The following is a 22,365-nucleotide window of genomic DNA, read 5'->3' as shown; positions in this document are numbered from 1 at the left end:
GAAAAATTATATTTTGAATAAGAAATTTAGAGATAATAACTACTATGCAACCATTAGCAGAAAGGATGCGTCCGCAGACGCTCGATGATTATGTGGGTCAAGAACATCTGGTTGGAGAAAAAGCTGTTTTGCGCAGAGCGGTTGAGGCTGGGCGGATTCCTTCCTTTATTTTATGGGGACCTCCTGGGGTTGGTAAAACTACCTTGGCAAGTATTATTGCCAAAACACTCAAGCGTCCTTTTCATACACTTTCTGCGATTAGTGCGGGGGTAAAGGATATTCGTGAAACTATAGATTCGGCAAAAAAACAAAAGTTTTTTGATACGCCTTCGCCTATTTTATTTATCGATGAGATTCACCGTTTTTCAAAATCACAACAGGATTCTCTATTGGGTGCAGTCGAGCAAGGGGTTGTAACGCTGATTGGCGCTACCACCGAAAACCCTTCGTTTGAGGTAATTTCGGCTTTGTTGTCTCGTTGTCAGGTATATGTACTGAAGTCTTTGGAAAAAGATGATTTGATATTAATGTTGAATCAAGCTTTACTAAAAGATAGTTTTTTGAAAAATAGAGATATAGAAATTGTTGAATACGATGCTATTCTTCAGTTCTCAGGAGGTGATGGTCGAAAGTTATACAATATCCTTGAATTGGTAACAAACTTTCAACAGGCTGGAGAGTCTCTGGAGATTACCAATGAAATGGTAGTAGATAAGTTGCAGCAAAACATTGCCATGTATGATAAAGATGGAGAGCAACACTACGACATTATCTCAGCATTTATTAAGTCTATTCGTGGTTCAGACCCCAATGCCGCTGTCTATTGGTTGGCTCGAATGTTGGAAGGAGGTGAAGATATAGAGTTTATCGCAAGACGTTTGGTTATTTTGGCGGCTGAGGATATTGGTTTGGCAAATCCTAATGCTCTTTTGATGGCAAATACCTGCTTTCAGGCGATTCGTGTGGTTGGTATGCCTGAATCTAGGATTATCTTGTCGGAGGCTGTCATTTATTTGGCGACATCTCCAAAAAGTAACTCTGCTTATCTGGCAATCGGAGAGGCACAAGAGTTGGTTAGACAAACGGGAAACCTCCCTGTGCCACTGCATTTGCGAAATGCACCAACAAAACTGATGAAATCTTTAGATTATGGCAAAGGCTATAAGTATGCTCACGATTATAAAGGGAATTTTGCCGAGCAAGAGTTTTTTCCGAAAGAGATAGAAAAAACAAAACTATTTGAACCACAACAAAATTCAGCAGAAGAAAAAATCCGTCAAAAGCTACGCAATGATTGGGGAGAGTGGTATCAGTATTAAGAAAGCTTTGGGGTTTCGGCTATCAGCTTTGGGCAAGTGGAAAATATTTTTTCGTTTTGACTTAAAAGCTGATAGCCGACTGGTAAGGAGGTAGTATAAGATGTTATTATTCACAACTTACTATTATGGCAACAACAGCGACGAGTCGCCGTAACTTAAAAAGCGATAGTCTTTCTCCATGGCTTCTTGATATACTTTACGCCAATCTTCGCCGATAAGAGCAGCAATAAGTAATACCAAAGTACTTTCAGGTTGATGATAATTGGTAACAATTCCTCTACAAACCTTGAAATGATAACCAGGGAAAATAAAAATCTCGGTTTCCCCCGTAAGCTCTTCAATATCATTGCTTTCCATGAAATTTAGAATAGTAGCAAATGATTCTTGTCGACTAGGAAGAGTCTCTGTATGCTGATATGGATAGAGTTTTTCAATGAAAAATTCAGAATCACCTTTTCCTAATTTTACTCCAAACCAATACAAACTTTCAAGCGCACGCATAGACGTGGTACCCACTGGAATAATAGGACCTTCGTGTTGTACTAGCGTCTGAAGATTATTTTTGGAAAAAACAATCTGCTCATTGTGCATTCGGTGTTCTACAATATTTTCAACCTTGATAGGTTGGAAGGTTCCAGCGCCTACATGTAAGGTCAAAAAATCTTGTTTGAAGCCCGAATCGTATAATTTTTGTAATACCTTTTCTGTAAAATGTAATCCAGCAGTTGGCGCAGCTACAGCTCCTTTTTTCTCGCTATAAACAGTCTGATACGTTTCATAATCAGAAGATTCTGTCTCACGATTCAAGTAAGGAGGCAAAGGGATTTCACCCAATGACTGAATCAAATCTACGAATAGAATAGGAGTATCGTTACTCAAATTTTGCCAAGAAAGCTCTACATGATTTTGCTCTTCATTGGCTAATTTGGCTGACACAACTACTTCATTACCATTTACTTGTAGGGTACGCTGAAGAATATCGTTTTTCTTGAAACGTTTTTTATTCCCAATCATACATTCCCAAATACAGCTCTCGCTTACCTCCATTGCCAAATTGATGACCGCAGTTGGAGCAATGGGGTGTAATAAGAAAATTTGAATGGTAGCTCCTGTCGGTTTTTGAAAATGAATTCTTGCTGGAATTACTTTGGTATTATTAAAAACCAACAGACTACCTTGTGGAAGATAGTCTGTGATTTGATAAAACTGAGTATGAGTAATTTCACCTTGATGATATACCTGCAACTTAGACTGGTCTCTTTCGGTCAAGGGAAATTTGGCAATTCTTTCATCAGGAAGCTCATAAGTATAATCAGATAATTTAATATCCGTTATAGAAAGCTCGTTCATGGTATTGTTAATTAAGTATTTGTACTGATACTTATCGTTTCGGATTTTGAGTGATTAATTTGATAAAATTAATCTTCTACTTCTACTACAGTTGGATTGGTATATAACAATTTGATAGGCAAATAAAATAACCAAGCCAATGTAAGTATCACGCCCACCACCAACAAATAAGAATAACTAGTATTAAAGCTACGATCGTCGTTGAGTGTCAAAATAGCACGAAGTACTAAAATCAAAAAAGTATTGATAAAAGCAGGTAGAAAGTTCAACCAGTTGCTTATTGCAGCATTCAAGTCTTTACGACTTGCTATCCATTTTTTATTCGGAATCCAAGAGAAAGATGTATCTGGTAATTTATGGATCATTTTTGCTACAGTAATAGGCAAAATATTGACAACCAGCGAGATGGCTAAGAAGAGATAGAAGATTTCGTCTTTGGGTAAGAAGCCATCACCTCTACCATTTGGCCCGAAGTGAACAGCCGTAAAATCAGGCAGACCACGATAGGTAAACAACAATATTAGCGCAAATGCTAACATAGAGGCATAACGCCACGTTCTTGAGATAAATAATTCTACACTCATTTTTTCAGACTGTCTCTTATCTTTGGTAGGGTTGTGATTTAGTCAGATTTACGTTTTATGAACCAATGACATGAGACTGAGCGACCAAACCCCCATTTTTCAGACTGCAAAATTACTTCAGAAAGCTTAGGTTTTCTAATTTTGTGAGAACAATTCTCGATTGACTTTTTTCAGTTCTTGACTAATCGCATTAGGATGTTTGGTGTCGAATGGATATTGACTAGAGTTTGAAGGATTTATGCCAAATAAAATTTTGTTGTTATAACAATTATTTTTTGCAATTTTATAAGCAAAAATCCTCAAAAAAAACATAGCTTTGTATTATTAAGCATTTGGGCTAATTGATTGGCTATGAATTAGCTTCGAGAGATAAAAAATTAGGTTGGTTGTAAAACTTTGACGATTAAGCTCTTCATGAAAATTTATACAAAAAGTGGTGACCGAGGGACAACTTCGTTGGTAGGAGGTACAAGAATTTCGAAAGCTGAATTACGAATTGAAGCCTACGGAACAGTCGATGAATTGAATGCTTATATTGGATTGCTGGGTGATTTTGAAGTAAATGCTGATAAAAAGGCGCTTTTAAAGGAAATCCAAGATAGATTATTCACTATTGGTTCGATATTGGCTTCAGAACCAGAGCAAACAAAGAAACAAATTCCTGATTTGCACGAGAGTGATATCGAAGCTTTGGAAAAAGCGATGGATGTCATGAATGAAGACTTAGAACCTATGCGATTCTTTATTTTGCCAGGCGGGCATCAACATGTATCGTTTGGGCATGTAGCCAGAACCGTATGCCGAAGAGCCGAACGCCAAGTGGTACGATTAGCAGAAGAAAACGATACCGATTACTTGGTTATCCGTTATTTGAATAGGCTATCCGATTATTTATTTATACTTTGCCGTTTTATGGCCAAACAACTCGGTGTGGCAGAAGTGGCTTGGAAAGCCAGAGTTTAGTTGAGAAAATAGCATAACGCAATATTAATATGACAGATACAGTGCAAATCGAAATTCATCAGATTGAGAAATCGAGAATTGATGCGGTTGATTTCGACAACCTAGTTTTTGGACGCTCGTTTGCTGACCACATGTTGGTGGTTGATTACAAAGATGGTGCTTGGCAAACACCTCAAATTGTACCTTATGGTCCTATTTCTTATACGCCAGCGATGATGTCGCTACATTATGGTCAAGCAATTTTTGAAGGTATGAAGGCCTACAAAAATGCTGAAGGTGAAATCCTCGTATTTAGACCACACGACAACTGGGCTCGTTTGAACAAGTCTGCTGTGCGTATGTGTATGCCAGAAATTCCTGAAGATATCTTTATGGAAGGTCTTTCGGCATTGTTAAAGCTCGATTCTGCATGGATTCCTGCTAAGCCTGGATGCTCTATGTATATTCGTCCTTTTATGTTCTCGACCGACGAATACGTAGGAGTTACGCCTTCAAAAACGTATAAATTTATGATTTTCAACTGTCCAGTAGGAGCTTATTATAGCAAACCTTTGCGTGTGAAAGTTGAAACTCAATATATTCGTTCTGCTCATGGTGGTGTTGGTTTCTCGAAAAATGCAGGTAACTACGGTGGTTCATTATACCCAACGCAGTTGGCAGCACAAGAAGGCTATGACCAAATCATTTGGACAGATGCAGCTACACACCAATATGTAGAAGAAGCAGGAACAATGAACTTATTGTTCGTAGTTGATACCAAATTGGTAACTGCTCCAACTGGCGATACTATCTTGGACGGTGTGACTCGTAAATCTGTATTACAAATCGCTCGTGATTGGGGTATGGAGGTAGAAGAACGTCAATTGTCAGTTGCTGAATTAATAGAAGGTATTAAAGCAGGTAAAGTACAAGAGGCATTTGGTGCGGGTACTGCGGCTGTGATTGCACCAATTTCAACAATTGGCTTTGAAGGACAAGACTATGAATTACCTGAGCGTCCAGCAGATGCTTTCTCGAAAAGAGTTTATGAGGAAATTAACTCAATTCGTTTAGGTGTGAAAGAAGATTCAAGAGGTTGGGTATATAAAGTTTAGTGATTGAAAAATCATTTTCTCAAATAAAAAGGAGTCCTGTGAAATATCATAGGACTCCTTTTTATTTGAGAAAGCTATCAAGCAATTTGAAATAATTATTCTATTGAACATTTTTCTCGGATTTATTGGCAAAAACGATCTTAAATCCAGGGTCTTTTTGTGTACTTACGTTTTGGAGAACAACCATGTATTGTCCATTCGCAATTTCCCAAGAAGTAGTTTTTGTTTTATCTGTTCCTGTACCATATTTCTTATTAAAATACGATTTGAATTCTTGAAAAAGACTATCTACCGTTGGTTGTTTTTCGATATATACATCAATCGCAATTTCGCTTACTTTATTGGTATTATCTTTACTATATAAAATATCTGCAAAATTAAGGTCGGTATTGTCAAAATACTCAGTATAGCTACGACCATTATCTGGCTGAGTTTCAGAAGGAAGTGTGCTTTCTTTGATACCATCAAATGTATCTCCCAGCGATACCCCTCTAGCCATTCCTGTATCTGACTTTAGAATTGACTGAAAAATAGGAGAGTAATTATTCAAATCTGAACCTTGGTTATTGGTAGTAGCATCGAGACTATTGACTTGAATTTGATCGTTACTTTTCTTTTCTTGGCAAGCTTGTAATCCACCTAAAAGAAAAATAGAACAGAAGAGAAGTATTTGTTTTTTCACAATAAATGAATGATTGAGTAACACTATGTATGGTTAACAAATATGCAGTAAAAGTATTGTAACAAAGGTAAGAAAACTTTCTGAGTCGTTTGTTAGGTTTCTATTAATACTCCACAAATGAGAGTCTTGCCGAACGAATTCGTAATGAAGAATAAATAGTATGTTGTCTTTGAATCGTATAGTAATTCTGTACATATCACATGATGATGTGGCGTTAACTTATTTTATGATTCTATTAGAAGCTATCTCTATCTTTTCTTTGTATATTTATGACGCTTATCACGGGATTTATACATCTCTGAAAGCTGTAACATCTATTACCCCTTAATTTTCATAATAAAAGAAAGTAAAAACATGGATACATCACCCATCAAGATAATAGTATATGAAGATAACCCCGACCTTCGAGAGAGCCTTTCGGTACTCTTGAGAGGTTCTATGGGATTTGAATTAGTCGGAGCTTTTGTAAATTGCGAAAATGTAGAAGCGCAAGTAAACTTATACAAACCTGACGTGGTATTGATGGATATAGACATGCCCGTAGCTAATGGGATAAACGGACTGAAGACAATCAAAAGAATTGCGCCACATGTTAACGTATTGATGTTCACGGTATTTGATGATAATGAAAATATCTTTGAAGCCATTTGTTCGGGAGCTGTAGGTTATATGCTCAAACGTACTCCTCCCACTAAACTACTTGAAGCAATCATCGATGCACATCATGGAGGGGCACCTATGACCTCAAGTATTGCGAGAAAAGTACTACAAATGTTACCTCAACAGCAGCCACGTGTAGCCGACAATGTTTCGTATAAACTTACAGAGCGAGAGACAGAAATCCTTAATCTGTTGGTAAAAGGTAATAGCTATAAAATGATTGCTGACAAATGTGGTATAACTATGGACACTGTACGTTCGCATATCAAAAAGATTTATGATAAGCTTCATGTACATTCACAAACAGAGGCAGTAGCCAAGGCAATTCATGAGAGAATTGTGTAAGTAGATAAAATCATAGATAGTACCAAAATACTGAAAGTAGTATTTTACGAAGAGAAAATATATGAATTTGGTGATTCATAGGTTAATGGGGGTAGGCGTATCACATCATGATGTGATTGACATGTACCATAAAAAACAAGAATTTTGTGATACCAATTTACCTAACCATGACTTAGTCCTTTAAAAATATATTTTCCGAACGTAACTTATTAACTATCATGGTAACATCAAGAATTTCTAACTTGCCCTCTATTGCTGTATCTGTTCCTACCACAGAATACAACTCTTACTCATTGGAGACACTTCGTCTACCAAAAATTTCTGATGTTGTAAAACGTGAGAATATCAAAGAAGGTTTTATTTCCTTGCCAGTTTGCTGCAAAAAAAGCATCTCTGTGGCTTGGAAAGACATCACTCATCTCGAAGCAACGAGCAATTATACCAAGTTTTACTTCAGTAATGGAAAAAACTTGCTAGTTTCTCGTACAATGAAAGATTTTTTGAGTAAATTAGATGCCGAAATGTTTGTGAGAGTTCACAAGTCATTTGCGGTTAACCTGAACTATATTGTTCAGTACGACGTAAAAGAAGATATGTATGTGGAGTTGAAGAGTGGAGCAAAAATCAGCGTATCTCGCCGTAAGAAAAAAGATTTCTTAGAAAAAAGACGTCAATACTTTGAAAACTAATCATAGTAAAAAAATATTAGTGGTTAGGTATTTAGGAAACAAGGGCGACCCTTGTCGCCCCATGTTTTTAAAAATAGCTAATCCAGCTAAAAAATATTTAAGATAATAGGTGTAGAACTATTAATTTGCACAGGGAGATGTTCTTAACGTCTCCTTTTGTCTTTTATATGGGTCAAGAATATAGAGTGAATTATGATTGTAGACATGTAATACTTTGCGTCTTCACGAGTGTATAAAGTAGAGCTTGTAAAAATGAAAATTTATTTGTAAAATAATGAGTAGATAGCCCCCAATATGATTTGCCTATCGCCCATTCACTAGAACTCTCTTGTAATATTAAAAATAACACCTGACTTCCCTTCTCTATTGATAGCCCAGTGCAATTTTATAACAAGATTATAATACGTTACGGCATCTACTCCCAAGCCTGTAGAATACAATGGTTTGTTGGCTAATGAGCTAAGGTTCTTATTAGAATATTCGTTTTGTACATATCCCCAATCAATAAAATAATTTGGATAGATTTGGATAGGGATTCGATTAAATTGAGAGGATTTAATCCATCTAATCGTTAGTGTCTTATCCAAAAGTTTGCTTCTTAGATTCATTCGCGCCCATACATATTTTTGTCCATCAATCACATAGAGCTCATAACCTCGTACTAAGTCTGTGCCATAGCCCAAGCCTCTTGTATTAAAGAAAGGTTGTTTATTAGGAAAGGAAATCTTCCCTTCAGCTCCAATATTCAAAAAGAGATTTTTGGCTAATGCCCAATATTTATTCGCAGTAAGGGTAAAATCTAATTGATTAAGATTATCGGAAGGTAATAAGCCTAACTTGTTAAGATATAGTTCAAGTCGATAGCCACGTAAAGGAAAAACGACATTGTCTCGGAAATCGTAATTGAAATAATAGCTCAATTGAAGATAGCGTTGGGTATTTGCTCCTTCTAAAAAATAATTGGAATTCGCTTTTCGAATCGTATCGGCTATCCAGTTTTGATTATACCGAAGTTCAAGGGTATGATTGTCGTAAAAATGGTAGCGCTTTTTGAGTTGAGCAAAAGCATAAATTCTCTGGCGTAGACTATTGTCTGACTTGATATAGCTCAGGGTATCGTGCAAAGTACCAAAGGCTACATTTTTATTGGTAGAATACGAGACTCCTAGTCCTAAGCCTGTTTTCTGTGCTTTATCTATATAAGGTATTCTATAAAAAAGCTCTAATTTTTGTGTAAAACCCACTTCAGCATTCAAAATCAATTTTTCGGCACGCCCTCTAAAATTGGCATGAGTAATATTCACGCCAAATATTAGTCTATCGAGTCTACCACCACGGCTCCACCATTCATTGTAATTTCTATCAGCAATCTGGATATTAGGATAACCCAAAATATACCACTGTTCTTGTACTTTAATCAAAATATCCAGATTGTTGGATAGACTATCTATTTTATGCTTGATTTCTACAAAATTGAAAAGGCTAGTATTAAAAACCTTTCTTCTATTTAATTCAACTCTTTTTGATAAATCACTTATGTTAATGGTATCACCTTCATGAATGTCCAACTCCCGTTGAATGATATACGCTTTGGTTCGCTGATTTCCTTGGATAGAAATCTGACGAATGACGATGGCTGAATCACTTTCGACAGGTTGTAAAAAATGAAGTAGGTTACAAAATAGCGTTACTAAAAACATACTTTGAGGAATGAGTTATCGAGCGAACTGGAAGCTTAGTTTTGATAAACTTAAATAATTGAAAAAGTTTCTTAAATAAAGCTAATTTATTCTTATTATTGCTTTCTATTTCCACAAATTAGCCATTTTTATGAAATCCTTAAAATCTTCACTTACCTTCTCACAAATCATAAATATGAATGTGGGATTTTTTGGCATACAATATAGTTTCGGACTCCAACAAAGTGCCGTAAATCCTATCTATGATTTTTTGGGGGCAAGTCCCGACGAAATACCACTTTTGAATTTGGCTGGGCCAGTTACAGGGTTATTGATACAACCGCTTATTGGTGCTTTGAGTGATAAGACTTGGCACCCTCGTTGGGGACGCCGTAAACCTTTCTTTTTTATTGGGGCGCTTCTTTGTAGTTTGACGCTCTTTATCTATCCTTTTAGTAGTTCGTTGTGGATGGCAGCAGGTCTATTGTGGGTTTTGGATGCAGGCAATAACACTGCCATGGAGCCTTATCGTGCATTTATTGCAGATGTTTTACCCGAAGAACAACAAGCCACAGGTTTCTTGACACAGAGTTTCTTTACGGGTTTAGGGATTACATTGGCAAACGTATCCTTATTCGTTTTCCAAAAAAATATCACAGGTTCTTACGGACAAATTCCTTACTGGGTATTTGGTTCATTCTTTTTAGGCTCGTTATGCTCGATAGGTTCAGTATTGTGGTCTATGTCAAAAACGAATGAAATTCCACCAAGCGAGGAAGAATTAGCTAAAATACGAGCGAATAAAGGAGGTTTGTTAGAGCCTATTATTGAGATTTTGTCAGCTATCAAAGATATGCCAAAAGTGATGTGGCAATTAGCTTTGGTATATTTGTTTCAATGGTATGCTTTATTTTGTTACTGGCAAAACGCTTCTAAAAGTATTGCTTTGTCTGTTTGGAAGACAACACCAAAAGAAAACCCAGATTTATATCAGGAGGCCGTAGGTTGGACTGGTTTGGTAAATGGTTGGTATAATGTTGCTACGTTTATGTCGGCTTTTGGCTTGGTATGGCTAGCTAAAAAAAGTAGTCCTAAGCTTGTTCATGTATTGTGCCTTATTATGGCTGGTGTGGGACTATTGATTTTTCCACATATTGAGAATAAGTATATGTTATTTGCTCCTATGACGGGTTTTGGTATAGCTTGGGCAAGTATGATGGGAATACCTTATTTGATGGTTGTATCCGAAATTCCGAAGGAGCGCTATGGCGTGTATATGGGAATTATTAATATGATGATTGTGATTCCGATGATTATTCAAAATTTAACCTTTGGCTATGTGCTTGAACATTTCTTAGATAATGATTCTGGTAAAGCTGTAACTTTTGCAGGGATATTTTTACTAATAGCAGCAGCTGCCACGATGTTGATTAAATCCAAAAAAATGGAAGAAGGACAAGTGGTAAGCATGAGCGCAGGGCATTAATTTCTGGCTATCAGGTGTCGGTTTTCAGTTTTGAGAAAATGTTAGATAATACTTTTCACAAAGCTAAAAGCCGACATCTGATGTTTAATATTGTTTATGGTTTCTCAAAAACGATTTCTTCTGGGCTTTCAAACCACTTTTCTAATTGTCCTTGATAATGCTTTTCAATGACATTTCGCTTGATTTTAAGGGTAGGAGTAAGCATATTGTTTTCGACTGACCACGCCTCTTTCACAACGACTATTTTTCGTAAATGCTCATAGTTTTTGAAATGTGGATTAACTCTTTTGATCATTTCCCGAAAAACTTCACATAATTGTCCTTCATCCGTGTTTTTTCCAATCTCAGATAAAACTACCAATGCGATGGGCTGAGGTAAACCTGTTCCCACCACACAAACCTGTTCAATAATTGGGTTTACCGCCAACATTCCCTCTATGGGTGTAGGTACAATATATTCACCTTTGGCAGATTTAAACATATCTTTTACTCGTCCAATAATTGAGATATATCCATCTTCGTCGATAGAAGCCATATCGCCTGTAGCCAGCCACCCATCTTTAAATAACTCTTGAGTCATAATAGGTTCTTTATAATATCCTACGGTATTCCAAGGAGCTTTCATTAATAGTTCCTGAGTATTGGAGTCTATTTTGATAGTAACGCCATTATGAGGTTTGCCAACGGTTCCCTTTTTATATTTTGGAGGCATCATTGTTGCTACGCCCATATTTTCAGTCATTCCATAAGCTTCTCGGATTTGAATATCTAGCTTATGAAACCACTCTAGCAAGCTACTTGGCATTGGGGCGGCACCAGTCAAAATTAACTCTGCTTTTGCAAGACCTAATCCCTTTTTCACTTTATTTCGAATAATACTTTTTACAACTGGTATTTTGAGTAAAAGGTCGAGTTTGCTTTGTGGTAATTTTGCTAAAATGCCCAACTGAAACTTGGTCCAGATACGAGGTACTGCCAAGAAATGCGTCGGATTTGCTGTCTGAAGATTAGACGCAAAAGTGTCCAAACTCTCTGCAAAATAGATAGTACCGCCAGAGGCTATTCCCGCAGATTCCACTAGAGTTCGCTCTGCGATATGACAAAGTGGCAAATAGGAAAAAAAGCGAGCGTTTGACGTGTCTAATAGCCCCACTTCCCTTGTATGCTCTAAGGCCGAAATTAGTCCTTGATGTGTGAGCATAACACCCTTTGGTACACCTGTTGTCCCCGAAGTATAGACAATAGAACTTACCTCTTCATAACTTGCTAAAGCAAATGAAGCCAGAGGAGGGGTTATTTGTGCGATGGATTCCCAATTTTCGAACTCGCTTGGAGCTCCTTCGTAGTAACTAGGATAGGAGATACAACGAATACTAGCGGGAATACCATTTTTCATAGATTCCCAAGCATCTAACTTACCAACAAATAGAATTTGACAATCTGAATGAACTAATACTTGCCGAAGTTGCTCGTCGGTAAGAGTAGGATAAAAGGGTACAGACACATGTCCAGCCATGCTAATAGCCAAATCAGTCATAATCCAATGGGCGCAGTTTTTGGACAATATCCCAATATTACTACGTGGAGGCAAGTTTTGCGACAGAAGCCATTGTGCTATTTTTCGAATTTGCTGCCCAGCTTCCTGATAGCTAAAATCTCTAAATTCGGTGCCATGTGGTTGTTTAAGAAATATGCTGTCTGGCGTATGAGTTTCCCAATGGCAAAAGTTTTCAACCATTGACTTAAATTGTCTTTTCATATTAAAATAGCTATTGAGCCTAAACAGGTATTGTTTAGATTACCTATTGGCTCCTACTGACAAGACCTGTTTTACAGTTTCTTTAGAAATATTGTAGACAATTTAAGAATAAAATTGAATTTTGATTATATTTGTTTGAATTTTTTGGTGAGAGTTGTGGCGTAATACAAATCAATATCTAACCCCGATGTCATGAATAGGCAGGCTATCGTAAGAGTTCTTTTGATGTGCTTTCTAACAATGTTGTTAGGATATATCTTTTTCCAGAGTTTTGCTTCGTTTATACCACGACATTAACTAAGGGTTAATGACAAATTGAACTTCTTTGAAGTCAAAATACAATAACTCTTCATCTTCAGTTTCAATCGCCAATTTACCAGTTTGGTCAATTCCGATAATTTGTCCTAAAAAAAGTTCGCCATTTTTTCTGAAGTAATGCCATTCTTGGTATCTGTACATCACTCTGAGGTATTGTATTTTAAGTGATTCATAATATCCCTGTTTTATTTGTAGATAATATTTTTCAATTTTTTCGGCTAATTGTGTAATCAAAGTATTTAAATCATAGCTTTGTGTCGCATTAGCAGCCAAACTTAACGACGAAGCCGTTGAAACGGCAAATTGAGTTTGGTTGATATTAAGTCCAATTCCAACAACAGAGTATCCGATATTGTATCCTTGTAGTGTGTTTTCAATTAAAATGCCACCTAGCTTTTTATCGTAATGATAAATATCATTTGACCATTTTATCGTTAAACCCTCTGGAAGATATTGACTCAAAAATTCATGAACACCCAAAGACACAGCTACATTGAGCTGAAATTGATCTGAAGCACGAAGAAATGTAGGCTTTAGTATCAACGAAAAAGTAAGATTCTGGCCTATTGCAGCTTCCCACGAATTTCCTCGTTGTCCACGACCCGTAGTTTGGTGGTCTGTGATAATAATCGTTCCTTCAAAAACCTCTTGCGATTGAATCATTTCAGCCGCAATGTCGTTAGTAGAATGACAAGTTGGCAGATATTTAATAATTTTGCCAGTAAATAAGGTATTGGGTTGAATATTGTACAAGGTTATTTCGTAATTTTAGGTTTCTAAATACAAGGGAAAAAGGGCAAACATAGCCATATTTCAGATTTATTTGTACAAATATACTAGCCCTACTCCACAAGAGAATAACATATAAAGAATTTAGCATGGTAGATATCACAGCAGAAAAAGAAACAAGTTCAGAAGAACTTTGCAATTTAGTAGTAAAAGGAATGCAAGAAAAGAAAGCATTGGACATCGTAGTGATGGATTTGAGAGGAGTAAAAAATGCCTTTGCTGATTTTTTTGTAGTGTGTGCAGGTACGTCAGATACTCAAATTGATGCTATAGCCGATTCAGTTGATAAAGAGGTATGGGAAGCCACTCGTACAAACCCTAAAAGTATCGAAGGGAAGTCAAATCGTGAATGGATTTTATTGGATTATTACGATGTAATTGTTCACGTATTCAAGAAAGACAAAAGAGAGTTTTATAAACTTGAAGAACTTTGGGGAGACGCTCAGTTTACCTATATCGACGACGAAGCCGCTTAATCAGCAGTTGTAACCTCTCATAAATGTATTTTACCACTTCTCACGATTCATCAGCTTAAGAAACAATCTGCTTCAACTAGACGTTGATATGTGTAGAGTGGTAAAATTTCAGGATTATGACTATTGCCTAACCTTGTAAAATCAGGGCTACATCTTTTGAGTCATTATCCTAAACCAGAATTATGAATTTAAAGTGTAATTAAAAAAACAATGGCAGAAAATAATAGCGGAGATAACAGACAATCAGACTTCCCAAAAAATTCTCGTCGTCCCAACGTTCCAAGCGGCGGATTTCAGGGTTGGTTAGTAGTAGCTTTAATTATTGCTTTGGTGAGTATTTACTTCCTAAGTAAAACACGTGTGTTAAAAACCATCGAGCCGCTACAATTTGAACAAATGGTATTGCATAAAGAAATTGCAAAATTGACCATTATCAAAAATAAAGACATCGCAGAGATTACGCTTAAAAAAGAGGTTTTACCAAAATATAAATCTGAACTAGGTGAACAGCAAGGAAATGGAGTAATGAGCCAAAATTCAGGACCTCATTTTGAATTACCTATTAACTCCGCTTTCTCATTCGAAACAGAGCTTAACGATTTGCAAAAAGATATTCCTCGCGAGCAACGTATCCACGCTACTTCTGAAGAAAGAACAGGAATTTTTGAATTCTTGATGGGACCAGGATTATTAATCTTGATGTTTGTCGGAATTTACTTTATGTTCTTCCGTATGGGAGGAGCAGGTGGACCAGGTGGACAAATCTTTAACATTGGTCGCTCGCGTGCAACGCTTTTTGATGGTGAGGCTAAAGTGAAAATCACTTTCAACGATGTAGCTGGTTTGGATGAAGCAAAAGAAGAAATTCAGGAAATTGTAGAGTTCTTGAAAAATCCTAAGAAATTCACTGACCTAGGGGGTAAAATTCCTAAAGGTGCATTGCTTGTAGGCCCTCCAGGTACAGGTAAAACTTTATTAGCAAAAGCTGTAGCTGGCGAAGCAGGTGTTCCATTCTTCTCACTTTCGGGTTCTGACTTTGTCGAAATGTTTGTAGGTGTGGGTGCAGCACGTGTACGTGACTTGTTTAAGCAAGCAAAAGAAAAAGCACCGTGTATCATCTTTATTGATGAAATTGATGCTGTAGGTCGTTCTCGTGGACGTGGTGCAATGCCAGGTGCTAACGATGAACGTGAAAATACCTTGAACTCTTTGTTAGTTGAAATGGATGGTTTTGCTACTGATTCAGGTATTATCATCATGGCGGCAACAAACCGTCCAGATGTATTAGATTCAGCTTTGTTACGTCCGGGTCGTTTTGACAGACAAATTTCGGTTGATAAACCAGATATCGTAGGTCGTGAGGCTATTTTCAAAGTACACTTAAAGCCTTTGAAATTAGCAGCTGACGTAGACCCTAAAGAGCTTTCAGCACAAACCCCTGGTTTTGCTGGTGCCGAAATTGCCAACGTTTGTAATGAGGCTGCTCTTATCGCAGCTCGTCGCGGCAAAACTGCGGTAGATATGAAGGATTTCCAAGAAGCAATGGACCGTGTGATTGGTGGTTTGGAGAAAAAGAATAAATTGATTTCTCCTGAAGAAAAGAAAATCGTTGCTTACCACGAAGCTGGTCATGCGATTGCGGGCTGGTTCTTGGAACATGCCAATCCATTAGTAAAAGTAACTATTGTACCTCGTGGTATTGCAGCTTTGGGTTATGCACAGTATTTACCAAAAGAACAATTCTTGTATCGTACCGAGCAGCTAATCGACGAAATGTGCGTGACCTTAGGTGGTCGTGCCGCTGAGGATATTATCTTCGGAAAAATTTCAACAGGTGCACAAAATGACCTTGAACGTATTACCAAGTTAGCATACAGTATGGTGACTATCTATGGTATGAATGACAAGTTGGGGAATATCTCTTACTACGATTCAAAAGGTTCAGAATATAATTTCAATAAGCCTTACTCTGAAACAACTGCTCGTGAAATTGACGTAGAAGTTCGCCAGATTATTCAAACTGCTTACCAACGTACGGTTGACTTGTTGAGCGATAAGCGTGAGAAGTTAGAAATTTTGGCACAAGAATTATTGAAAAAAGAAGTTCTTTTCCAAAGTGACCTTGAAAGATTAGTAGGCCCTCGTCCTTTCGAACAATTGACAACTTACCAAGAGTTTATTAAAGGTGAGGAGGAAAAAGAGAAAGCTTTAGAGCGTCAGAAAGAACAAGAAGCTGAGCAAGAGCAACCTTCAGCTTCAGAAACAACAAGTGTTGATTCTGCTGATACAGAAGACACGCTTGCTTAAGATATGTTTTAGAAAAAGCCCTTCGCCATCGGTGAAGGGCTTTTTCTATTTAATGGCTTTCAACTTAAATCATCTTTTGTTACAATTACTTTCTTTATCTTCGCATAAACAAAACTTCGTATCTGATATTTGTAGGCATGATTTCTATTCAACTTCAATCTAATAAAAAAATATATTTCGCTTCAGATTTTCACCTTGGTTATCCTACACCAGAAGAAAGCCTTGCTCGTGAGAAAAAAATAGTTCGCTGGCTTGATCAAATCAGTGCTGATGCACAAGTTATTTTTTTAGTGGGAGATATTTTTGACTTTTGGTTCGAATACAAAAATGCTATTCCCAAAGGATTCATTCGTTTGCAAGGGAAATTGGCTGAATTGTCAGATAAAGGTATCGAACTAATCCTTTTCACAGGTAATCACGATATTTGGATATTCGATTATTTTACGAAAGAAATGGGTATCAAAGTCTATCGTGACCCACAACAATATAACATTCAAACTTCTGGACAAATAGACCCAATGAAGCTTTATATCGCTCATGGCGATGGTTTAGGCCCTGGCGACAATGGATATAAGGTATTAAAGCGTGTTTTTGAAAATAAGATTTGCCAATGGGCATTTAGTTGGTTACACCCTCATGTAGGTATCTCTTTAGCTCACTGGTGGTCGGGTAGTCGTAAAGATCCTGAACGTATCAATAGAGAGTTGGTTTTTAAAGGAAAAGATGAATGGCTGTTGAATCATGCCCTTAAAGTGGAGCAACAACAACATTTTGATTACTATATTTTTGGACATCGTCACTTACTACTTGATTTAGCGGTTGGCGAAACGGGTGCCAGATATATCAACCTTGGTGAATGGTGTTATGATTCAGCCGAAACGAGCTATCACTATGCTGTTTGGAACGGAACAAATATGCAAATAGAGTCGGCACTAGAGGTATAGCTTAAATAAAATTTTCCCCAAGCGTTGACATTTTTGTCTGGCTTGGGGAAAATTTTTATATAAACGAAGCTAACATATTTCAATAGAATATATTGAAAATGGAAATCATAAAAATAATTACAAAAGTCTCTATCCCATAGTCAGTAAATAATTACCTATTTTATCTTTGTTTTGAAGCAATTAGACTGATAGAATGCCTCTTGTCTAATTTGTTATTTTATAATTTTCTATAATATCTACAATTTATCCCACCCGAGTTTATCTATGAAAAACTTTCTGAAAAATGTATTGCTGTGTTCTATTGGCAGTTTACCGCTGGTAAGTTTTGGTCAAAAAAAAGAACAAGAAACCACTCATTTACGACCAGTTATCCATTTTACCCCTCAAAAGAACTGGATGAATGACCCCAATGGATTGCTATTTTACAAAGGGCAATATCATCTCTATTTCCAGCACAATCCTTTTGGAAACCACTGGGGACACATGAGTTGGGGGCATGCCACAAGCTCTGATTTGTTGCATTGGACCGAACATCCTGTAGCTATTCCAGAAGATACAACCATGATATTTTCGGGTAGTCTTGTACACGATGAGCGCAATACTTCTGGATTTGCGACTTCGCCTGAAGGTAGTCTAGTGGCGATTTATACGGCTCATATTGATGGTAAAAAACAATCACAGTACATCGCATACTCCAATGATGGTGGAATGTCTTTTACTAAATATGCCAAGAATCCAGTAGTTGATTTAGAGAAAAAGGACTTTCGCGACCCCAATGTATTTTGGCATGCTGGTTCTTTACAATGGGTTATGACGGTGGTTTTACCACTCGAATACAAAGTTTTATTTTATGGTTCGAAAAATCTCAAAGATTGGTCATTGTTAAGCAAATTTGCTAACCAAGGGGATACACGTAAGCCTTGGGAATGTCCTTCGCTTATAGAATTGCCCGTAGAAGGATCAAATACCTCTAAATGGGTTCTTATGCTATCTTCAAATGGTTCGACGGAAGGATACACAGGAATGCAATATTTTGTAGGAGATTTTGATGGGAAGACTTTCTCCAACCTCAATGCTTCCAAACAAGCCATGTATGTTGACTATGGGAAAGATGTGTATGCAGGTATTCCTTACAACGGATTACCCAAAGAGCAAGCAACTTTGGTGGCATGGATGACGAACCTAAATTATACAGGTAATAATCCTACTTTCCCTTGGCGAGGACAAATGACGATTCCAAGGAAATTGTCCTTGAGAAAAAATACCTCAGGTGGTTTGAGACTGGTTCAAGTACCTGTGATTTCTTCGAAGTTTTTGGAGAAGCAGGATTCTTTCGAAAAAGAAAATTTCAAGATTAAAAATTCAATAGAATTGAGTGGAGGAACCTTATTTGCGGATAATGCTTATTTGATTGAGGCTGAAATAGAAGTAAAATCTGCTAATAAAGTAGGATTTAAAATTGCTCAAGAAGTAGACTCTTTGAATAATAAAAAGAACCAGTTTGAAACAAAAGTATATTATGATGCTAAAAAGAAAAGCTTGATTTTAGATAGACTTAAATCTTCGGTAAAGCATCACCCTCAGTTTCCGAGTGTTGAACAGGCTAATTATGATTTGAAAGATGGAATCTTAAAATTACAAATTTTAGTAGATAGAATGTCTGTTGAAGTATTTGCCAATGATGGATTGATAACAATCACTGATTTAATTTTCCCATCAGAAAAAGCGAGAACTCTTTCAATTTTTACTGAAAATGGAAAATCTAAAGTAATAAAGTTAAAGATTTGGAATTTGAAAGGCGAATCAAAGTAAGCAAGAAATAAGTAGAATCAATAAGAGCAAGGGCATAAAGGATGCAGACCAGAATGGTATTTGCTTTTTGATTAATATAACAATAAAAAAGCCCTCAAACTTTCGTAAGAGGGCTTTTTGTGGTCCCACTAGGATTCGAACCTAGGACCCCCTGCTTGTAAGGCAGGTGCTCTGAACCAGCTGAGCTATGAAACCTGAAATAAAAATAAAGTGGTGGTCCCACTAGGATTCGAACCTAGGACCCCCTGCTTGTAAGGCAGGTGCTCTGAACCAGCTGAGCTATGAAACCATTTTATTTGTGTTGTTGTCGTTGCGTTTAACGTGGTGCAAAATTACACGGTTGAAATGTATTATGCAAGTCCTTTTCTGAAAAAAAATCACATTTTTTTAAAAGTTTTCAGTAACGTTTTTGTTATCAGAGAGTTAAATGATGAAAAATTTTTACATTTTTTTCAAAAAAACTACTAGACTTTTCTGAAATTTGTAACTTTTGGAGAAAAATTGTATTTAATCCTCTTCTTTTACCTCTAAAAGGTAGAACGAAAAATAAAATATTTTCAAAAAAAACGTCTGAATCTATTTAATAAACGATTTTTACCAATAAACCAATAAAAAGAATGGCTTGTAAGCAAAACTTTCCTTCTATAGAAAAGAAGATTTTTTTAATTCATAAAACCTAATAGATTTGCAACAACAAGAACAGACAAACACTCCTTGTTTTGTTCGAGGAGAATTTAAAACAATAATTTCTTAAACCAACTTTTTAAAAATGCTACAACAACTATTAAGTCCAGATGCTATCATCAGTTTAATTACACTTACATTTCTTGAAATTGTACTAGGTATCGACAACATTATCTTTATTTCGATTGCTGCAAACAAATTAGCTGTAAAAGACCAGCCCAAAGCCCGTAATATTGGTTTGTTATTAGCTATGATTTTCCGTGTAGTATTATTGTTTGGTTTGTCGATTATCATTTCTTTACAAGAACCTTTTGTTCACATCGATTGGGGTTGGTTTAAAGCAGGGATTTCTGGACAAAGTTTAATTCTATTTGTGGGTGGTTTGTTTTTGCTTTACAAAGCAACTTCTGAGATTCACCACAAATTGGAAGGAGATCCAAACGAAGACCACGTAGATCGCCCGAAAGGAAGTGCCGCAGATAAGTTGACAGCAGTAGTGCTACAGATTGCTTTGATTAATATCGTTTTCTCAATTGACTCGATTTTGACAGCTATTGGTTTGACGCATAACTTACCAGTAATGATTTTATCGGTAGTATTGTCAATTTTGATTATGATGGGTTTCTCTGGTCCTGTGGGTAAATTTGTTAATGACCACCCATCAATTCAAATGCTAGGGTTAGCCTTTTTGATTATGATTGGCTTTATGTTGATTGCAGAAAGTGCTCATGGCTCTCATGTGTCAATCTTTGCATCGGAAATTGGTACAGTACCGAAAGGATATTTATATTTTGCCATTGCCTTCTCATTGTTAGTGGAGTTCTTGAATATGAAGACTCAAAAAACCAAACCTGTGCAGTTACACGATTATAAAGTACAAGCTAAAAAAGAAGGTTTGCTTGAAGACGAAGATGATAAATAGGTTGAGAATAATGTAGATTAGTCAATTACGGCTTACGGCCTTTTCAATGAAGCTGTTTGAACTGGGGGAAAAATGCTTGAGTTAAAGTTAACAATATGACTTGTTCTTGACCAATAATTCCACTTAGCGGGTGAATTTATTCACCCATGTCGAAAACGTTTAAACAGCTTCAACATCAACAAAAAAGCGAATAGAATACTCTATTCGCTTTTTTGTTGTAGAAACACCAGAAGATAGTCCCTAAAAAACAAAAGCCAGCGCTTTGTGAGAGGCTGACTTTTGACAATTGTTATTGGATAATATTATTTTACTTTTTGAGCCGTTTGAAGGATTTCTTTTGCTCCCCCTTGTGGTACACCAAGTAATGTTTTCTTTACTTTTCCATTGCTATCCATAAAAAATAAAGTTGGATAACCTTCTACTGGATACATTTGCGCAACAGCTTCACCTTCAGCACTTTCATAGTCAACGGCTACACTGATAAATTTGCTATTCATAAAATCACCAAGCGCTTTATCTGTAAAAACTTTTGTTTTCAAATATTTACAAGGACCGCACCATGTGGTATAACAGTCAACAAGTACTAATTTTTTTTCTTGTTTTGCTTTAGCTAAAGCTTGCTTAAAAGTACCGCTAAAAAATTGAATACCAGTAGTTCCTTCAGACTTTGATTTAGAAGTGGGGTTATTTTCGGCAAAAGAGTGGATTGTAAATAAAGTAAGTACAATCGCGAAAAATCTTGATTTGAGCATCGTAATGAAATTTAAAGCGTTTGTTAATTTAACGTGAAAATCGACCTTTTTAGTTTCTGATGCAAGAATTTTATCTCAAGTACTTAAAAAAAGCTATAAACGAATATAATTTGAATATTCTTGACAAAAATTTGTACAAAACATGTGGCGGTCAAACTTCTTGGTTCTGAAATTGTTTATCTTGTAGGCTCATAAAATACTAATGATAAACGATAGAATAGCTTATCTTGATTAGGAAAAATCAAATAACTGCTCGTTCGACTCGATTAAAACTCAACAAACTTACGATGCTTCTGAAATTTGATTTAAATGGTAAAAGCCAAAGCGTGGATGTTCCTGAGGATATGCCATTGCTTTGGGTTCTTCGAGATACACTTCAACAAAAGGGAACCAAGTTTGGGTGCGGAAAAGGCTTGTGTGGTGCTTGTACTGTTCACCTCGATGGCAATGCCATTCGCTCGTGTTCAATACCTGTTTCACAGGTTCAAAATAAAAAAGTGGTAACGATAGAAGGGCTTGGACAAGGGCAATTACATGCTGTACAACAAGCATGGATAGAAGAAGGTGTGCCCCAATGTGGCTACTGCCAACCAGGATTTATGATGGCTACAGCCGATTTACTTCAAAGAATTCCTAATCCAACAGATGCCGATATTGACGATAATATTACTAATATCTGTCGTTGTGGTACTTATTATCGTATGCGAAAGGCTATTCATAAAGCTGCTCAATTAAATCAAAAAGACTAAAG

The 22,365-nt window shown here is 36.6% G+C and carries 19 protein-coding genes and 2 tRNA genes; 12 read left to right on the top strand and 9 right to left on the bottom strand.

What is annotated here, in order from left to right; translation table 11 throughout:
• Positions 1-44 precede the first annotated feature (44 nt).
• Positions 45-1,319, top strand: a complete 1,275-nt coding sequence (locus QM491_RS22225) for a replication-associated recombination protein A (protein WP_283329727.1) — start codon at positions 45-47, stop codon at positions 1,317-1,319.
• A 123-nt stretch (positions 1,320-1,442) separates the two neighbouring features.
• Here QM491_RS22225 and QM491_RS22220 read toward each other — a convergent pair whose 3' ends face one another.
• Entirely contained in the window at positions 1,443-2,669 is a 1,227-nt protein-coding gene (locus QM491_RS22220; protein WP_283329726.1) for an S-adenosylmethionine:tRNA ribosyltransferase-isomerase, read from the bottom strand.
• Positions 2,670-2,737: 68 nt separating this feature from the next.
• Positions 2,738-3,253 (bottom strand): SdpI family protein, encoded by a 516-nt coding sequence (locus tag QM491_RS22215; RefSeq protein WP_283329725.1) that lies wholly within the window; start codon positions 3,251-3,253, stop codon positions 2,738-2,740.
• A 414-nt stretch (positions 3,254-3,667) separates the two neighbouring features.
• On the opposite strand from QM491_RS22215, the gene QM491_RS22210 reads away from it, so the two are divergent.
• Together QM491_RS22210 and QM491_RS22205 are read left to right on the top strand one after the other, a co-directional pair.
• Positions 3,668-4,216, top strand: a complete 549-nt coding sequence (locus tag QM491_RS22210) for a cob(I)yrinic acid a,c-diamide adenosyltransferase (RefSeq protein WP_283329724.1) — start codon at positions 3,668-3,670, stop codon at positions 4,214-4,216.
• A gap of 29 nt (positions 4,217-4,245) precedes the next feature.
• On the top strand, positions 4,246-5,310 hold the full coding sequence (locus QM491_RS22205; RefSeq protein WP_283329723.1) for a branched-chain amino acid aminotransferase: 1,065 nt from the start codon (positions 4,246-4,248) through the stop codon (positions 5,308-5,310).
• Between the two features lie 100 nt (positions 5,311-5,410).
• Here the strand turns inward: QM491_RS22205 and QM491_RS22200 are convergent, their stop codons facing one another.
• A complete protein-coding gene (locus tag QM491_RS22200; protein WP_283329722.1) occupies positions 5,411-5,992 on the bottom strand; it encodes a hypothetical protein in 582 nt (193 codons plus the stop codon).
• Between the two features lie 354 nt (positions 5,993-6,346).
• Between QM491_RS22200 and QM491_RS22195 the strand changes: the two genes are divergently transcribed.
• Together QM491_RS22195 and QM491_RS22190 are read left to right on the top strand one after the other, a co-directional pair.
• A complete protein-coding gene (locus QM491_RS22195) occupies positions 6,347-6,997 on the top strand; it encodes a response regulator transcription factor (RefSeq protein ID WP_283329721.1) in 651 nt (216 codons plus the stop codon).
• A gap of 218 nt (positions 6,998-7,215) precedes the next feature.
• Positions 7,216-7,686 (top strand): LytR/AlgR family response regulator transcription factor, encoded by a 471-nt coding sequence (locus QM491_RS22190; protein ID WP_283329720.1) that lies wholly within the window; start codon positions 7,216-7,218, stop codon positions 7,684-7,686.
• Positions 7,687-8,003: 317 nt separating this feature from the next.
• Here the strand turns inward: QM491_RS22190 and QM491_RS22185 are convergent, their stop codons facing one another.
• The gene (locus QM491_RS22185) at positions 8,004-9,386 is read right to left on the bottom strand and encodes a BamA/TamA family outer membrane protein (RefSeq protein ID WP_283329719.1); all 1,383 of its coding nucleotides are present in this window, start codon (positions 9,384-9,386) and stop codon (positions 8,004-8,006) included.
• Between the two features lie 130 nt (positions 9,387-9,516).
• Here QM491_RS22185 and QM491_RS22180 point away from each other — a divergent pair, with 130 nt between their 5' ends.
• Positions 9,517-10,851 carry an MFS transporter gene (locus tag QM491_RS22180; protein WP_283329718.1) on the top strand — a complete coding sequence of 445 codons (1,335 nt, stop codon included), beginning with the start codon at positions 9,517-9,519 and terminating at the stop codon, positions 10,849-10,851.
• A gap of 94 nt (positions 10,852-10,945) precedes the next feature.
• Here the strand turns inward: QM491_RS22180 and QM491_RS22175 are convergent, their stop codons facing one another.
• Together QM491_RS22175 and QM491_RS22170 are read right to left on the bottom strand one after the other, a co-directional pair.
• Positions 10,946-12,610 carry an AMP-binding protein gene (locus QM491_RS22175; RefSeq protein WP_283329717.1) on the bottom strand — a complete coding sequence of 555 codons (1,665 nt, stop codon included), beginning with the start codon at positions 12,608-12,610 and terminating at the stop codon, positions 10,946-10,948.
• A gap of 297 nt (positions 12,611-12,907) precedes the next feature.
• Positions 12,908-13,681: a biotin--[acetyl-CoA-carboxylase] ligase gene (locus QM491_RS22170; protein ID WP_283329716.1), complete on the bottom strand. Its 774-nt coding sequence runs from the start codon at positions 13,679-13,681 to the stop codon at positions 12,908-12,910.
• A 125-nt stretch (positions 13,682-13,806) separates the two neighbouring features.
• Between QM491_RS22170 and rsfS the strand changes: the two genes are divergently transcribed.
• The 4 genes from rsfS to QM491_RS22150 all read left to right on the top strand — a co-directional run bounded on the left by rsfS (position 13,807) and on the right by QM491_RS22150 (position 19,256).
• Complete coding sequence (gene rsfS / locus QM491_RS22165) at positions 13,807-14,193, top strand: ribosome silencing factor (protein ID WP_095167965.1); 387 nt, start codon at positions 13,807-13,809, stop codon at positions 14,191-14,193.
• A gap of 210 nt (positions 14,194-14,403) precedes the next feature.
• Positions 14,404-16,500, top strand: a complete 2,097-nt coding sequence (ftsH, locus tag QM491_RS22160) for an ATP-dependent zinc metalloprotease FtsH (RefSeq protein ID WP_283329715.1) — start codon at positions 14,404-14,406, stop codon at positions 16,498-16,500.
• 137 nt (positions 16,501-16,637) lie between these two features.
• On the top strand, positions 16,638-17,444 hold the full coding sequence (locus QM491_RS22155; RefSeq protein WP_283329714.1) for a UDP-2,3-diacylglucosamine diphosphatase: 807 nt from the start codon (positions 16,638-16,640) through the stop codon (positions 17,442-17,444).
• A 264-nt stretch (positions 17,445-17,708) separates the two neighbouring features.
• Positions 17,709-19,256, top strand: coding sequence for a glycoside hydrolase family 32 protein (locus QM491_RS22150; protein WP_283329713.1), 1,548 nt, complete (start codon positions 17,709-17,711; stop codon positions 19,254-19,256).
• A 120-nt stretch (positions 19,257-19,376) separates the two neighbouring features.
• On the opposite strand, the gene QM491_RS22145 is transcribed toward QM491_RS22150, so the two are convergent.
• Positions 19,377-19,451: transfer RNA gene (locus tag QM491_RS22145), tRNA-Val, on the bottom strand.
• 16 nt (positions 19,452-19,467) lie between these two features.
• Positions 19,468-19,545: transfer RNA gene (locus QM491_RS22140), tRNA-Val, on the bottom strand.
• A gap of 480 nt (positions 19,546-20,025) precedes the next feature.
• Here QM491_RS22140 and QM491_RS22135 point away from each other — a divergent pair.
• Complete coding sequence (locus QM491_RS22135) at positions 20,026-20,862, top strand: TerC family protein (protein WP_283329712.1); 837 nt, start codon at positions 20,026-20,028, stop codon at positions 20,860-20,862.
• 302 nt (positions 20,863-21,164) lie between these two features.
• On the opposite strand, the gene QM491_RS22130 is transcribed toward QM491_RS22135, so the two are convergent.
• Positions 21,165-21,614 (bottom strand): thioredoxin family protein, encoded by a 450-nt coding sequence (locus QM491_RS22130; RefSeq protein WP_095162007.1) that lies wholly within the window; start codon positions 21,612-21,614, stop codon positions 21,165-21,167.
• Between the two features lie 287 nt (positions 21,615-21,901).
• Between QM491_RS22130 and QM491_RS22125 the strand changes: the two genes are divergently transcribed.
• Positions 21,902-22,363: a (2Fe-2S)-binding protein gene (locus QM491_RS22125; RefSeq protein WP_283329711.1), complete on the top strand. Its 462-nt coding sequence runs from the start codon at positions 21,902-21,904 to the stop codon at positions 22,361-22,363.
• The last annotated feature ends 2 nt before the right edge of the window (positions 22,364-22,365 follow it).

This window comes from Flectobacillus longus (genome assembly GCF_030056705.1).
Lineage (GTDB): Bacteria > Bacteroidota > Bacteroidia > Cytophagales > Spirosomataceae > Flectobacillus > Flectobacillus longus.
Note: the sequence above shows the minus strand (reverse complement) of the source record. Positions and strands in the feature narration are given on the sequence as shown.